A 14,961-nucleotide genomic window follows, 5' to 3' on the forward strand; every position below is an offset into this window, starting at 1 on the left:
GCCGCGCATGGGCACGCTCACGAATCGACTTCGCGCAGTTCCACGCCTCTGATGCTCACCTTGGCCATGATCAGGGCAATGATCAGGCCGACGACGGCGAGGCCGACGAACACCGTCATGGAACGGGAGAACGCCTGCAGGTACGCTCCACCGCGATCCGCACCGGACGCCGTCGCGGACGCCGCGAATTCGGTGATCAGCGTGCTGGCGACCGCGGTACCGATGGCCCCGGCAAGCTGCTGCACCGTGTTGAGCACCGCCGATCCGTCGGCGTTCATGCGCATGGGCAGCTGGTTGAGCGTATGGGTCTGGTCGGGGACCAGCACGAAGCTGGCGCCGCCCATGAACAGCAGGTAGAACACGGCCACGGCCCAGATGGATCCGGCCAGCATCAACGCCACGTTCACCGCGGCGAGCGCCACGAATCCGCAGATGATGAACTTGGGCGGGTAGTGCTTCTTGAGCAGGGTGCCGATCAGCGGGGCGCCGACCGCGCCGATCACGGCACCGGGCAGCAGGATCAGCGCCGATATCATGCTGGACTCGCCGTAGCCGCGCTGCAGCAGGATCGGCAGCAGGAAGTTCACGCCAAGCACGGTGCCGCTGCTCAGGAGGATGATGAGGATGCCGAGCGCGAAGCCCGGGTGGGAGAAGGTGCGCACCTCCACCAGCGGCCGTTCCATGCGCAGCTGCATCCGCGTGAATACGGCGAGCGCGACGATCGCGACGGCGAGCGTGGACCAGACCCTCCAGTCGCCGTGCCATTCGGAGAAGAAGCTGACGGCCACGATGATGCCGCTGAGGCCGATGGCGGCGAGCAGCAGTGAGGGGAGGCTGATGGAGCCCTTGTCGCCGGGTTTGCGGATGTCGGGGACGGTGGCGGTGCCCATGATCAGCGAGAGTGCGAGGAACGGCAGCATGATGATGAAGATCCAGTGCCAGTTGAGGTATTCCATGACCACGCCGCCGAAGACCGGTCCGATGGCGGGTGCGGCGCAGGTAACGAGGCTGACCAGGCCGAGCATCATGCCGCGCTGGTCGAATGGCGCCTTTTCGAGGATGATCGTGGTGAGCAGGGGCAGTGAGACGCCGGTGCCGAGCGCCATGATGAGTCGTGCGGCGAGCAGCATGGGGAAGTTCATGGCGAGCGCGCCGAGCAGGGTGCCTGCGGAGAAGATCACGACGGCGGTGATGAACAGTGTTTTGGTGGGGAATCGTCGGACGAGGAAGGGCGAGCTGGGTATGGCGACGGCGAGGAGGAGCAGGTATCCGGTGGTGAGCCATTGCACGACGGATGCGGAGATGGCGAATTCCTCCATGAGTGCCGAGTAGGCGATGTTGAGCGAGGTTTCGGAGAGAATGCCGAGGAAGGTGAGCAGGGCGAGGGCCACTACCGTGATGATGAGGGCGCCGCCGACGCCACGACCGCCGATGTTTCCGGCGCGTTCGCCGTCGTTGACGGTGTGGCTCGTTGTGGTTTCGGTCATTGCTGGTCCTTTCCGCGTTGGCTGTTTCGGTCGTGCTGCATGAGTCGCAGGGCGGTGTGCAGGGTGCGTACGGTGGTGTCGCATTGTTCCGGGGTGAGGCCGTGCAATACGGTGACGAGTCGGGCGTGGTATTGCTCGACGTAGGTGCGCCGGCAGTCGAGTCCGCTGTCGGTGAGGGTGAGGGTGACCGCGCGTCGGTCGTCGTGTGAGGAATGCTTTTCGACCATTCCGAGGTGGACGAGTTCGTTGACGAGTTTGGTGACGCTGGGGGTGGTGATGTCGAGGAATGCGCTGACGTCGCCGACTCGGGCCACGGCCGTGCGCTGCCCTGCGGGGGCGTTGATGTGCCAGATTGCGTCGAGGACATGGATGTGTCGCGGTTTCATGCCGCGTGGCAGTTCCGGTAGGAGTTCGGTGATGCGTTTGGCTTTCCAGCAGGCGTCGAGCAGTCGGCGGACGTCTTCGGTGCTTAGCGGGCCGTCGTGGATCGTGTCGTCGTCCAAGCCATTCCTTCCCCTAGGTAATTACGTATAGTCATTACTATTGGTAAGTATATGGAAGAGGCGGACACGTCGTATCAGGCGTGTCCCATGCCCTGCGCGGTCCGGCGTCGCACCGGACCGCACGGCGTGAAGGTCAGATCCGGTTCGATCCCTCGACGGCGAACCGCGCCTCGCCGAGTTCCGCCACGGGACGCACGCCCATCAGCGAATTGGTGGCGTAGCAGGCGTCGAAACCGGCGAGATCGTCAGGCCGGATATGCGTCTCGACGGCGCGATGCATTTCGCAGACGCGCTGGCGGACGGTACCGGGCAGCAGGCCGCATTCGACGGCCGGGGTATACCAGCGTCCATCCCTGACGAAAAACAGGTTCGCGTTGGTGGCCTCGCACACCTCGCCGCGGGAGTTGAGGAACACGGCGCCGTCGAATCCCAGCTCATGCGCCTTGCGGAATTCAAGCATGTTGTCGCCCTGGTTGAGGGTCTTGTGATAGGTCAGTACGGAGCGTTCGTTGCGGCGGGACTCGCACCATCCGAGTCGCAGCGCGCGGCCGGGCTTCCAATCGTCGTATGGATTGTCACGGTCCGTGATCACCGTGTTCGATTCGGAGACGATGACCTTGACCACGGCGGACGGGCTGCCCTCCAGTCCCGCCTCATGCAGATGCTCGCCGATGAGCCAGCGCAGGTCGTCGTCGCTGGGCGCGGTGATGCCCAGCGCCTCGGCGCCTTTGCGCAGGCGGGCCAGATGCCTGTCGAGCATCATGATCCGCCCGGCGCGCAGCGCCATGGTCTCGAACACGCCGAGACCGAACTGATAGCCCTCGTCCAGGGCGATCGTCCGGACTGCCGGCTTGTTCTCGTTCTCGTGTGATTCGGCGTTCTCGCCATTCGCGTTTTCGACGTCGGACGTCGCCGTGGTTTCCTCCGTCGGTTCCGTCACATGCTGCTCATCAGCGTTCGATTCAGTCATGCCATCCCTTTCGCATATCGCACCCCAAGGCGGACAGGAGGGCCTCGGTCTTCTGCATGGCCTCGTCGTACTCGAAGTCCGGATCCGAATCGAGCGTCACTCCCCCACCACCGCCGATACTATACGCGCCACCGGTGCTGGCCTTCCCTGGATGTATCGCCATGCGAATCAGGATGCTCAGGTCGCAGTCCCCCGACGCGTCGATGTATCCGAGACTGCCGGTGTAGGCGCCGCGAGAACTGTGCTCGTAGCGGTCGATCAGCGTCATGGCACTGTGCTTGGGCGCACCGGTGATCGACCCGCCCGGACTCATGACGTCCAGCACGTCCACGATCGACCGGTCGGGCGCGATGTCCGCCTCCACGGTGGAGACCAGATGAAAGACATGCGGATAGGTCTCCAGTTCGGCGAAACCGGTGGTGACCACGGTTCCGGGAGCGGCGATGCGGCTGAGATCGTTGCGCTCCAAATCGGTGATCATCAGCAGCTCGCTGCGGTCCTTGAACGAATGCTCGAGCTCCGCGCGCAGACGGTCGTCCTCGTCCGGAGTGTCGCCACGCGGACGAGTGCCCTTGATCGGCCTGGTGACGACGTGCCGGCCACGGCTTTCCAGGAATCGTTCGGGCGACGAACTGATGATCTGCCAGTCGCCGGCGTCGACGTACGCCATGAACGGCGCCGGATTGTCAGCGCGGAGACGGTCGAACATGACCGGCGGCGTGACGGGACTGTCGACGTACAGCCGCAGCGAATAGTTCGTCACGTAGATGTCGCCGTCGCGCATGTGACCGAGCAGCGCCTCGATGCCGGAACGGTACGAGTCGCGATTGTGGTCGGACGTCCATGTGGCGCATGCGTCGGCGCTCTCGACGGCCGTGCCATGCGAACGGCAGACACCCTGTTCAACGAACGTATTTTCTTCGGCGTCGATCATGCCATCCCATAATTCGACAACGCGATCGACCGCACCCGGCACATGTCGACGATCGATCAGCGTGACCGTGCCGGCAACGTGATCCTCGACGAGAATGACGTCGAACCACCACCAGGCGGCGTCAGGCATGGCCGGCCCATCATGACGGGAGCGGATGCCGTCACGACGCAGACCGTCGTCGTACGACATGAATCCCATGACGCCGTCAGCCATCGGCAGGCGTAGCCCCGTGGACGGATCGGCCACGACCGGCGCAGGACACGCCGAGGAGTATCCGGCAAGCCAGTCGCCCAACACGCCCAACGCATCACCGGGCACGGCACGCCCGGTCCACCGGCCGTCGACGGTCAACGACTCGTCGATTACATCGCCGCCGACCTGCATTAGCCGACGATAGGGGTACAGACCAAGCATCGTGTACCGGCCGCCCCGAGCCGAATGCAACAGCATCATGACCCGCCCGTCGGCGAGCGCGGCGGCCATGTCAGCGAGCGGATGGTACGGCAGTGAACGCACGGCAAGGTCCGTCATCGCGTCGATTCTCCCGATCATGCCTTGGCTGGCTTGGCCGCGGCGCCGGACGACTGTGGACGGTGGCGCCACGACAGGTCATCGAGCAGCTGGTTCGTCCAGTCGAGCACGCCCTGTGAATCCATGGGCCCCGATCCCATGGAGCCTTGGAACGGCGTCTGGATCAGGTACTGGTGGGTGAGCGGACGGTACTGCAGGCCCTTGTAGATGCGGGCCATGCGCATCGCCACGGACTCGAGCGGATCGATCCTGCCGACGCGCACGTTGCGCCCCTGGGTCACGATCTCCTCGAGTCCCATCGCGCGGGCGCGGGCGCGCAGTCGGGCCACGGCGAAGAGCGTGTCGAGCTGGGCGGGCGGCGTGCCGTACCGGTCGGTGAGTTCCTCGCGCAGCTCGCGGAAGTCGTTCTCATCGCGTGCGGCGGCCATCTTGCGGTAGGCCTCGAGCCTGAGCTTGTCGGAGTCGATGTACGTCTCGGGGATCGATGCGTCCACCGGTAGGTCGATGGTCACGGACACCGGTTCCTTGCGGTCGGGCTCCTTGTACTCCTCCACGGCTTCGGAGACCATGCGCACGTAGAGGTCGAATCCCACGCCCTCGATGTGGCCGGACTGTTCGCCGCCGAGCAGGTTGCCGGTGCCGCGCAGTTCGAGATCCTTCATCGCCACGTCATAGCCGGAACCGAGCGCCGTGTTCTGCGCGATGGTGGCCAGACGGTCGTGTGCGGTCTGCGTCATCGTCTTGGACGGGTCGTACAGGAAGTACGCGTAGGCGCGTTCCCGGCCTCGTCCCACGCGGCCGCGCAGCTGGTGCAGCTGGGAGAGGCCGAACCGGTCGGCGTGGTCCACGATCAGCGTGTTCGCGTTGGAGATGTCGAGTCCGGTTTCGATGATCGTGGTGCACAGCAGCACGTCGATGTCGCGATGCCAGAAGTCGCGGATGACCGCGTCGAGCTGTTTCTCGCCCATCTTGCCGTGTGCGATGCCGATGTTCGCTTCGGGGACGAGCTCCTTGATGTGTGCGGCGAGCCGGTCGATGCCGTCCACGCGATTGTGCACGTAGAACACCTGTCCGCCGCGCAGCAGTTCGCGTCGGATGGCGGCGGTGACCTGCGCGTCCTCGTAGGCGCCCACGTAGGTGAGCACCGGCAGACGGTCCTCGGGGGGCGTGGCGAGCGTGGACATCTCGCGGATGCCGGTGATCGCCATCTCCAGCGTGCGCGGGATCGGCGTGGCCGACAGACTCAGCACGTCCACGTTGGTGCGCAGCGCCTTGAGCGCCTCCTTGTGTTCCACGCCGAAGCGCTGCTCCTCGTCGATGATGACGAGTCCGAGGTCCTTGAACCGGATCTTGGGGCTGAGCAGCTTGTGCGTGCCGATCACCACGTCCACGGTGCCGTCGGCCAGTCCCTCGGTGGTTTCCTTGAGCTGTTTGGCGGTCTGGAAGCGGCTCATGGCGGCCACGTTCACCGGAAAGCCCTCGAACCGTTCGGTGAAGGTCTCGTAGTGCTGCTGCACGAGCAGCGTGGTGGGTACGAGCACGGCCACCTGCTTGGAGTCCTGCACAGCCTTGAACGCGGCGCGCAGGGCGATCTCGGTCTTGCCGAAGCCCACGTCGCCGCAGATCAGGCGGTCCATGGGAACGGGCTTCTCCATGTCGGCCTTCACCTCGTCGATGGTGGTGAGCTGGTCGGCGGTCTCTTGGTACGGGAAGGCGTCCTCGAGCTCCTTCTGCCACGGGGTGTCGGGGCTGAATGCGAATCCCTTGGCATGCTGGCGTGCCGAGTAGAGCTTCACCAGGTCCTGGGCGATGCGCTTGACGTGCTTGCGGGCCTTCTCCTTGGTGGCGGCCCAGTCGGATCCGCCGAGCTTGTTGAGCTTGGGCACGTCGGCGCCCACGTACTTGCTGACCTTGTCGAGCTGGTCGGTGGGGATGAACAGCCGGTCCGGCGGGGCGCCCCTCTTGCTCGGCGCATACTCCACGACCAAGTACTCGCGCTGGGAGCGTGTTCTGCCGGAGCCGATCGTACGCTGTCGCATCTCGATGAACCGGCCGATGCCGTGCTGGTCGTGCACCACGTAGTCGCCGGGCTTGAGCTCCATGAGGTCGATGGCCTTGCGGCGGCGCTTGGGGGTCTTGGCCTGCGCGGCCACGCCGGACTTGCCGGTCAGGTCGCGTTCGGTGAGCAGCGCCAGGCCGGCGGCCTCGTCGACGAATCCGTCGACCGCGCAGGACGGCACGTAGTCGACGCTGGCAATGCCGGCCATGTCGAGCGCGCGGCGCAGGCGGGACAGCGTGCCCTTCGCCGCGGCGGTGACCGTGACGGCCATGCCACGTTCCAGCAATCCCTCCACGCCGGCCGTGGCCCGGGATTCCACGCCGCGGTATTCGTCGGGGGCCTCGGCGGCGAGCTGCACGTGGCCGTCGCGGGAGTCGTCCACCGTGAAGTCGGTGAGCTGCCAGACCCGCCGGTCGGAGACGATCAGCGAGCGCACGGCGTCGTCGTAGTCGATGAAGCTGGCCTCGTCGAAGCTGATCGGAGCGCCGGACCCGTTGCCGGATGCGGCCACGTGCCAGCTGGCGGCGAGGAATTCGTCGGCGGTCTTGTTGAGGTCCTCGCTGGCTCGGCGCAGTCGTTCCGGATCGCACAGCATGATGACCGAGTGGGACGGCAGCAGCGATGCGACGGGGGTCAGATCGTCCACAAGCGCCGGCAGTAGCGATTCCATGCCTTCGACGGGGATGGCTTGGGCGATCGATTCGAGCATGTCCGACGCGGCGGGGATCTGGTCGATCAGTGATTTGGCACGGGCTCGCACGGCATCGGTGAGCTGCAGTTCACGGCATGGGGTAGCCCAGATGGCGGGCACATCGTCGCCGTAGGTGCGCTGGTCGGAGGCGTGGAATTCGCGGATCGTATCGATCTCGTCGCCGAAGAACTCGATGCGCACCGGGTGTGCGGCGGTGGGCGGGAACACGTCGAGGATGCCGCCTCGTACGGCGAATTCACCACGGTCCATGACCAGTTCGGTGCGCGTGTAGGCGTTGCGGACCAGTCGTTGCACAGCGTCGTCGAGCGCCAGTTCCTCGCCGGGGCGGAACACCAGTGGTTCCACGTCGCCGAGTCCGGCGACGACCGGCTGGATCAGCGAACGGACCGGCATGACGAGAATGCGAATGGGGCCGAACATGCCGTCGCCGTCCTGCGGATGGGCGAGACGACGGAACACGGCCATGCGGCTCGCCACGGTGTCGCTGCGCGGGGAAAGCCGCTCATGCGGCAGCGTCTCCCACGCCTGCAGCACGGCGATGTCGTTCGGGTCGCCGGCGTACCAGGAGCGCAACGACTGCGCGGTCTCCTCCGCATCGCGGCTCGACGGCACGACCATGATCACGGTTCGCGGCGCGGCGTCGGTGTCGTCGGTGGTGTCGTCGGCGGCGCATACGGCCGCGGCCAGCGCCGGACGAATGCCGAGCGGGGCGCCTATGGTCAGCTGCGGTTCGAGGGCCGCGGCGGATCCCGTGCCCTCTCCCCCGTTCACGATATCGGCGAATTGCCGATCGTCGGCGAGCCGGGCGAGCAGCGGGACGAGCGTGCCGTCGACCGTGCCGGCGGAACGCTCATCGGCCATTGAACTTCTCCTGGGCGTGGCTCAGTCCGTCGATGATGATCGTTTCGGCCGCGTCCGCGCCGTCGGCGAGGAATTCGGGCAGCTGCTTGCGCTGCTGGGGGGAGAATCCGCCGAGCACCCAGTTGACGGTGTTGTCGTGCGCGTGCGGACCGCGCTGTGCATGGCCGACGCCCAGACGGACGCGGGAGTACTTGTTGGTGCCCAGCGAACGGTCGATGGACTTGATGCCGTTGTGGCCGCCCGCCGAACCGCCGGCCTTGACCTTGATGCGGCCGAAGTCGAGATCCATGTCGTCGTGGATCACCACGATGTGTTCGGCGGGAATGTCGTAGTAGGCGCTGATCGACGAGACGGCGTTGCCGGACTCGTTCATGTAGGTCAGCGGCTTGGCGAGGAAGAACTTGACACGCTGGCCGCCAAGCGACATCACGCCCTTGCCGAGTTTGGCAAGTCCCTTGTGGTCGGACAGGCTCACCGACCAGCGTTCGGCGAGTACGTCGGCGCACATGAATCCCATGTTGTGGCGAGTGCCCTCATACTTCGCGCCGGGATTGCCCAGTCCTGCGATCAGCCAGAAATCGGATGCCATCACTTCCCCTGTTCGTTGGTGTCGGTGTTCTCGTTCGTGTGTTCGGCGGTGTCGGCACGCAGCTCGTCGAGGTTCTTGTACCAGTACGCCACGTCGAGTAGACGGGTGCCGTTGCAGCATGCGGCCGGCAGATAGCCGTAGCGTTCGAAGCCGAACTTGTGCATGAGCGCGGTGGAGCCCACGTTGTCGGCGAACACCACGCACACGGCGATGCGGAAGCCGATGCGGGTGGCCGCCTTGACCAGCCAGTCGACCAACATGGTGCCGAGGCCCTGCTTGGCGTAGGCCTTGTCCACGTAGTAGCTGAACTCCGTGATGTCGGAGTAGCCGGCGCGGGCGTGATACTTCGACAGGGACGCGAATCCCGCCACCTTGCCGTCGACCTCGATGACGACGACCGGATACTGGTCGCGCGGATTGTGCGAATACACCCATTCGCGACGCTGGTCGAGGTTGCGCGGGGTGAGATCGGCCGTGCTGCCGCCGACGACGACCGCCATGTTGTAGATGCGGGTGATATCGTTCAGATCGGCGTCCACGGCGTCGCGGATCACGATGGTCCGTCCCTGGGAATACGTGGTGGAATAGGTCTCATTCAATAACTGCACGGCAACAGTGTATACCGGCATACGAAAAAGGGTTCCGCCGGGAGAATACCCGGCGGAACCCGTCACTGGTCCGATGCGGATCGCGGTTGTGTCACGGTCACTGGCCCGACAGCTGCATGGCCTTGTTCAAGGCCTCCTGCAGTTTCTGCTGTGCCTCGCCGTAGGCACTCCAGTCGCCGTTCTTCATGGCGGTGTCGGAGTCCTGCATGGCCTGTCCGGCATCCTTGAGCGCCTGCTGGAGCTCGGGCGACATCGTGGCCGTGCCCGAAGCGCCTGCGGACTGGTCTCCGGACGTGTCGGACTTGCCGGAGTCGGACGAACCGTTCTGCTGATCCGTGGACGGGGTCGACGACGAGGTCGAGCCGTCGGCGGCATCACCGGCCGAGGCGCCGGAGTCGCCGCCGAACACCTGGTCGAGTGCCTCGTCGAGCGTGTCGGCGAACCCGACCTGGTCGCCGAACGCCACGAGCACCTTCTTCAGCAGCGGGTAGCTGGTGGAGCCGCTCGACTTGACGTACACCGGCTGCACGTACACCAGTCCGCCGCCGAGCGGCAGGGTGAGCAGGTTGCCACGCTCAACGTTGGTGGAGCCGGATTCGAGCAGGTTGAGTTCCTTGGACACGTCGGCGTTCGCATTGAAGTTGTTCTGCGCCTGGCCGGGACCCGGAACGTTGGTGTTCTTGGGCAGTTCGAGCAGTCGCAGCGTGCCGTAGCTCTTGCCGATCACGCCCTTCTCATTGCCCGCGTCCGAGTCCACGGACAGGAATCCGGTGAGGATCTCCCTGGTGGACGAGCCGGCGGGAATGTAGGTGGAGGTGAGCGAGAACGTGGGCTCCTTGGTGCCCGGGGTCTGCATGGTCAGGTAGTAGGGCGGCTGCTTGATGCCGGCGGCCTGATCCTTCTTCGACTCCGTCGGGTCGGTGGGCGTCTGCCAGAAGTCCTCGCCGGAGAAGAACTGGTTGGCGCTGGTGACGTGGTACTGGGCGAGCAGCGAGCGCTGCACCTTGAACAGGCTCTCGGGGTAGCGCATGTGGCTCATCAGGTCGCCGCTGATCTCGGAGATCGGCTTGTACTGATTGGGGAAGATGCTCTCCCACGCCTTGAGCACCGGATCGTCGGTGTCCCACGCGTACAGGTCGACCGAGCCGTCATAGGCGTCGACCACGGCCTTGACCGAGTTGCGGATGTAGTTGGCCTCCTGGGAGCCGAGTCCCTTGACGGTGTTGGAGGTCTCCGTCAGCGAGTCGGTGGTGGCGGTGCCCAGATCGGTCTTCTGCGAGTACGGGTAGGCGTCGGACGTGGTGTAGCCGTCGACGATCCACTTGACGCGGCCGTCCACCACGGCCGGGTAGACGCGGCCGTCGAGCGTGAGGTAGGGGGCGACCTTGGCGACGCGGGTCTGCGGGTCGCGGTCGTAGAGGATCTGCGACTGGTCGTTCACGCGGTCGGAGAACAGGATCTGGTCGGAGCCGAAGCGGATCGCGTACAGGATGCGGGTGAACAGGTTGCCGATGCTCGGGCCGCCGTTGCCGGCGAACGTGGTGGTGGCGCCCTGCGAGCCGGTCGGGTAGTCGAACTCCCAAGAGGACGTGCCCTTGGGCGCGCCGACGATCGAATAGTCGGGCGAGTTCGGGGAGAAGTAGATGCGCGGCTCGTACTTCTGGGATTCGGTGAGCTTGCCCTGGGTGGGCACGCCGTATTCGAAGAACTCGGGCTGGCCGTCGGCGGTCACCTTGTTGCCGTAGGCGGCGACGACGCCGTATCCGTGCGTGTACACGGTGTGGTCGTTGACCCAGTTGCGGTTGTCGTTGCCGGCGAGGTTGATGTCGCGCACGCCGATGACCGTGTCCTGGCTCACGCCGTCGATCTCGTACTTGTCCACGGCGAGCGTGTCGGCGAAGGTGTAGTACTGCTTGGACTGCTGCAGCTGCTTGAACGTCGGGGACACGACCTGCGGGTCGAGCAGTCGGATCTGCGCGGTGGATTCGGCGTCGGACGCCAGTGCGCCGGACTGGCCGGCGGTGGTGGCGTCGTACTTCTCCACCTTGATGTTGTTCAGTCCGTAGGCCTTGGTGGTGGCGTCGATGTTGCGCTGGATGTACGTGGATTCGAGCTCCTGGGCGTTCGGATTCACCTTGAATCGCTGCAACAAGGCCGGGTAGACGATGGTGAGCAGCATGGATGCGACGACCACCACGGCGATGGCGACCACGGGGGTGCGCCATGCCTTGAGCGCCTCGCCGGCGGATGCGGCGGGGGTGGCGTTGCTCAGCGACTTGGTGGTCATGATCCAGACGCCGATCACCAGGCCCAGCAGGGCGATGAGCACGGCCATGACGAAGGTGACGGGGATGGTGGCGTGCACCGACGCGTAGGCGGCGCCGGTGATGCGGTCGCCCTGTTCGGTGAGGGTGGAGAACACGCCGAGTCCCATGCGCACGGCCCAGGCCAGGAAGAAGAGGATGAGCCAGACGCCGATCTGGCGGCGGGCGCGCTTGGTCATGTCGAAGATGGAACGGCCCTGCGTGGGCATGGCGAGACGGATGCCGCCCATGAGCACGTGGGTGATCACGGAGAACACCAGTCCCATGGCCAGCAGCGTGAACACGGCCATGACCACGAGCTTGAGTCCGGGCAGGATGAACACGTAGAAGCCGGTGTCGAGGCCGAACTGCGGATCCTTGGTGCCGAACGACTGATTGTGGAACAGCAGCAGCACCTCGGCCCAGTTGGCGTTGAACTGCGCGCCGAACACGAGGCCGACGAGCAGGGAGATGATGAACGCGACTCGGCGTGCCAGCTTGGAACCGACGCCGGGTTCGATCTCCATCACGCCGTCGCGGATGCGGATCTTGCTGCCGTCCTCGAAGTCGGGGCGGGCGCGGATGGCGAGCAGCGCGGACACGTAGGCGACCAGCGCCACCAGGATCGCGTATGCCACCCATACGCCGATGCGCACGCCATAGGTGGTCCAGATCACGCTGGAGAAGCCCAGCTGCGTGTACCACATGACCTCGGTGATGAACTGGGACAGGCCGAAGACGAGGCCGACGACGACCAGCAGCGCCACGACCACGCCGATGAAGATCTTGTTGCCGCGGCTCATGCCCTCGGCCGAACCGCCAGCCGAACCGCGCGGGATGCGGGGGAAGTTCGGCGGAACATTGCCGTTGCCGCGCCCGGAGCCCGAGGAGCCGCGATGCTCCTCACGGCGCTCGTCGCCGTCGACGGTCACATTGAGGATCGTGGGATCGTCATCGTCCCGTCCTCGTGAGCCACGTCGACCGTCACGGGGGTCGAAGGGGTCGGGGATTCCAAACATATCGAATAAAGACATGCAACCACCTTACCGTAGTCTGGTAAAAGATTGGAAAACTACGGAAAATGCGGTGGGGAAATGCTTGGATGACCGGGATCCGCCGGTTTCGTCCATGGCGTAACGGCCGCGGCGAACGCTATTCGATGACGACCGGCGTGCCGCCGGGAAGCTGCTCGTACAGCCATTTCGCGTCGGCGACGGTCAATCGCACGCATCCGTGCGATGCAGGGGCGCCAAGCTTTTCGGCCTCGGAGACGATGTACTCGCCGTTGCTGTCGGTGGGCACGGTGTGGAACAGGTATTCGCCGTAGTTGGCCCAGGACACCCAGTACTTGGCGCCCATGTTCTCCTCGTCGTTGAAGAAGTCCTCGCCGCGGTTCTGCACGGTGTAGCTTCCGGTGGGCGTGGACCCGTCCATGCCCGTGGAGCAGGTCATGGTGTAGACCACCGTGTCGCCGCTTTTGACATAGACCTTCTGGTCGGCGATCGACACCCGGATGTTGAGGTCATCGACCTGAGCCAGGTCCACGTAGTCGCCGCCGCTGGGCAGCATCCACGCGGGGTTCCCGGAACCGTCGCTCACCGCCGCCGGCACGGCCGACGCATGCTTGGTCGCGGACTTCGACGCCGTCGTGGCATCGGAGGACGCGGCCGATGCGCCATCCGCCCGCATGATCGGCGTGACGGACTGGTCGTCCATGAACGCGGACGGCCCCTTGGGCACGATCACGCACAGCGACGCCACCGCGAACACCACGCAGGAGACGATCAGCACGCGGGTGGGCTTGTCGAACAGCCGGAGGAAGGACGCGACCATCGCGAATATGTTGAGGCGAAGCGCATGCGCCCTACGACGTCGATCGTTGTTGGATGCCGTCATGTTCTCACCTCGTTCATATACGTTTCGCGCATGTCATGCGCCCGCCCACGATCCACGGGCCCGGACACGCCGGGATATTCCACAGGGACCGTCATCGCGCGCGGCCGGGCCATCCCAGATCGGACGGCGTGCGAATTCACCGTCATATAGGGTAGCACCCGCGGCTTCGCGAGTCCTCACATTGGAACGGGGGCGTGCTATCAAGGACTGTATGACGCATCAACGATCCCTGTCCGCACTGACCCGCCGAGCCGCCGCATTCGCGGTCACCGCCGCCCTGCTTCTGGCGACGGCGGGCTGTTCCATGCCGCTGTTCCCCGACGGAAGCGAAGCCTCTCCCAAGGCCTCCGCGTCCCCGTCCGCCTCGGCGAAAGCACAGTCGACGAAGGGCTCCGACGCCGGGGACAAAAGCAACGACGCCGGTTCGGCCACCCCTCAGGCGAGCGAGGCCAGCGCCCAGGACAAGGCGAAGGCGATTCTCGCCACGATGAGCGTGGAGCAGAAGGCGGGCCAGTTGATGATGGTGCCGCTGTTCGCCGGCAACGGCGCCACGGACGTGCAGTCCCTGGTGCAGAACGACCATGTGGGTTCGGTGCTGCTGCTGGGCAACTGGAAGGGCGGCACGAATGCGGTGGCACAGGTGTCGTCGACGCTGCAGGGATATACGTCGGGCGTGGGACTGCTGATCTGCGCCGATCAGGAGGGCGGCCAGGTGCAGCATCTGACCGGTTCCGGATTCGACACCATGCCGTCCGCGGTGAAGCAGGGGCAGATGAGCGTGGACGATCTGCGCACGTCCGCGAAGACGTGGGGCGGCCAGCTCAAGTCCGCCGGCGTGAATGTGGACCTAGCGCCGGTGGCGGGCACTGTGCAGACGGCCAGCCGCAGCCAGAACGCCCCCATCGGCGCGCTCGACCGTGATTTCGGTCTGGACGCGACCGGCAACGGCCAGCATGCCGCCGCGTTCGTCAACGGCATGCGTGACGCGGGCGTGATGACCTCGATCAAGCACTTTCCCGGTCTCGGCGGTGTGACCGGCAACACCGATTTCACCGATTCCGGCATCACCGATGCGACCACCACGTTGGACGGCGGGCAGATCGAGGGCTTCCGCCAGGCGCTCCAGGCGAACCCGGACATGGTGATGATGTCGCTGGCCACCTATTCGCAGATCGACCCGAATGAGCCGGCCGCGTTCTCTTCGACGATCCTCAACGACTATCTGCGCGGCACGCTGGGCTATCAGGGCGTGGTCACGTCCGATTCGATGTCCGCGGCGGCGCTCGGCTCCATTCCGGCCAAGGAGCTTGGCGTGCGGTTCGTGTCCGCGGGAGGCGATCTGATCTGCATCGGCGCCAACGACTACGTGCGGCCGATCCTCACCGGTCTGGTGCAAAAGGCGCAATCCGATCCCGCGTTCGCCCAGCAGGTGGATCAGGCGGCGCTTCGGGTGCTCACGTTGAAGGTCAACGCCGGTCTGGCGGGCTGATGCGGAAGGAAGGCTATCA

At 65.4% G+C, this 14,961-nt stretch carries 10 protein-coding genes; 1 reads left to right on the plus strand and 9 read right to left on the minus strand.

The window, feature by feature from the left end:
* Positions 1–17: 17 nt before the first annotated feature.
* The 9 genes from D2E23_RS01610 to D2E23_RS01650 form a co-directional block, all read right to left on the minus strand.
* Positions 18–1,487 carry a DHA2 family efflux MFS transporter permease subunit gene (locus tag D2E23_RS01610; protein WP_126029242.1) on the minus strand — a complete coding sequence of 490 codons (1,470 nt, stop codon included), beginning with the start codon at positions 1,485–1,487 and terminating at the stop codon, positions 18–20.
* Entirely contained in the window at positions 1,484–1,990 is a 507-nt protein-coding gene (locus D2E23_RS01615; protein WP_240541512.1) for a MarR family winged helix-turn-helix transcriptional regulator, read from the minus strand. Before D2E23_RS01615 ends, D2E23_RS01610 begins: the two co-directional genes overlap by 4 nt.
* A gap of 133 nt (positions 1,991–2,123) precedes the next feature.
* Positions 2,124–2,960, minus strand: coding sequence for an aminotransferase class IV (locus D2E23_RS01620; protein WP_126029243.1), 837 nt, complete (start codon positions 2,958–2,960; stop codon positions 2,124–2,126).
* Positions 2,953–4,425, minus strand: a complete 1,473-nt coding sequence (locus D2E23_RS01625) for an anthranilate synthase component I family protein (protein WP_164520621.1) — start codon at positions 4,423–4,425, stop codon at positions 2,953–2,955. The genes D2E23_RS01620 and D2E23_RS01625 overlap by 8 nt, the downstream gene beginning before the upstream one ends.
* A 17-nt stretch (positions 4,426–4,442) precedes the next feature.
* On the minus strand, positions 4,443–8,057 hold the full coding sequence (mfd, locus tag D2E23_RS01630) for a transcription-repair coupling factor (protein WP_126029245.1): 3,615 nt from the start codon (positions 8,055–8,057) through the stop codon (positions 4,443–4,445).
* Positions 8,047–8,646 (minus strand): aminoacyl-tRNA hydrolase, encoded by a 600-nt coding sequence (pth, locus tag D2E23_RS01635; protein WP_126029246.1) that lies wholly within the window; start codon positions 8,644–8,646, stop codon positions 8,047–8,049. Before pth ends, mfd begins: the two co-directional genes overlap by 11 nt.
* On the minus strand, positions 8,646–9,275 hold the full coding sequence (locus D2E23_RS01640; protein WP_126029247.1) for a GNAT family N-acetyltransferase: 630 nt from the start codon (positions 9,273–9,275) through the stop codon (positions 8,646–8,648). The genes pth and D2E23_RS01640 overlap by 1 nt, the downstream gene beginning before the upstream one ends.
* A 76-nt stretch (positions 9,276–9,351) precedes the next feature.
* Complete coding sequence (locus D2E23_RS01645) at positions 9,352–12,591, minus strand: UPF0182 family membrane protein (protein WP_126029248.1); 3,240 nt, start codon at positions 12,589–12,591, stop codon at positions 9,352–9,354.
* A gap of 118 nt (positions 12,592–12,709) precedes the next feature.
* Positions 12,710–13,453 (minus strand): L,D-transpeptidase, encoded by a 744-nt coding sequence (locus D2E23_RS01650; protein WP_241227165.1) that lies wholly within the window; start codon positions 13,451–13,453, stop codon positions 12,710–12,712.
* Positions 13,454–13,664: 211 nt separating this feature from the next.
* Between D2E23_RS01650 and D2E23_RS01655 the strand changes: the two genes are divergently transcribed.
* On the plus strand, positions 13,665–14,942 hold the full coding sequence (locus tag D2E23_RS01655) for a glycoside hydrolase family 3 N-terminal domain-containing protein (RefSeq protein WP_241227166.1): 1,278 nt from the start codon (positions 13,665–13,667) through the stop codon (positions 14,940–14,942).
* Positions 14,943–14,961 lie beyond the last annotated feature (19 nt).

Origin of the sequence: Bifidobacterium callimiconis (genome assembly GCF_003952005.1) — a bacterium.
Classification (GTDB): Bacteria; Actinomycetota; Actinomycetes; order Actinomycetales; family Bifidobacteriaceae; genus Galliscardovia; species Galliscardovia callimiconis.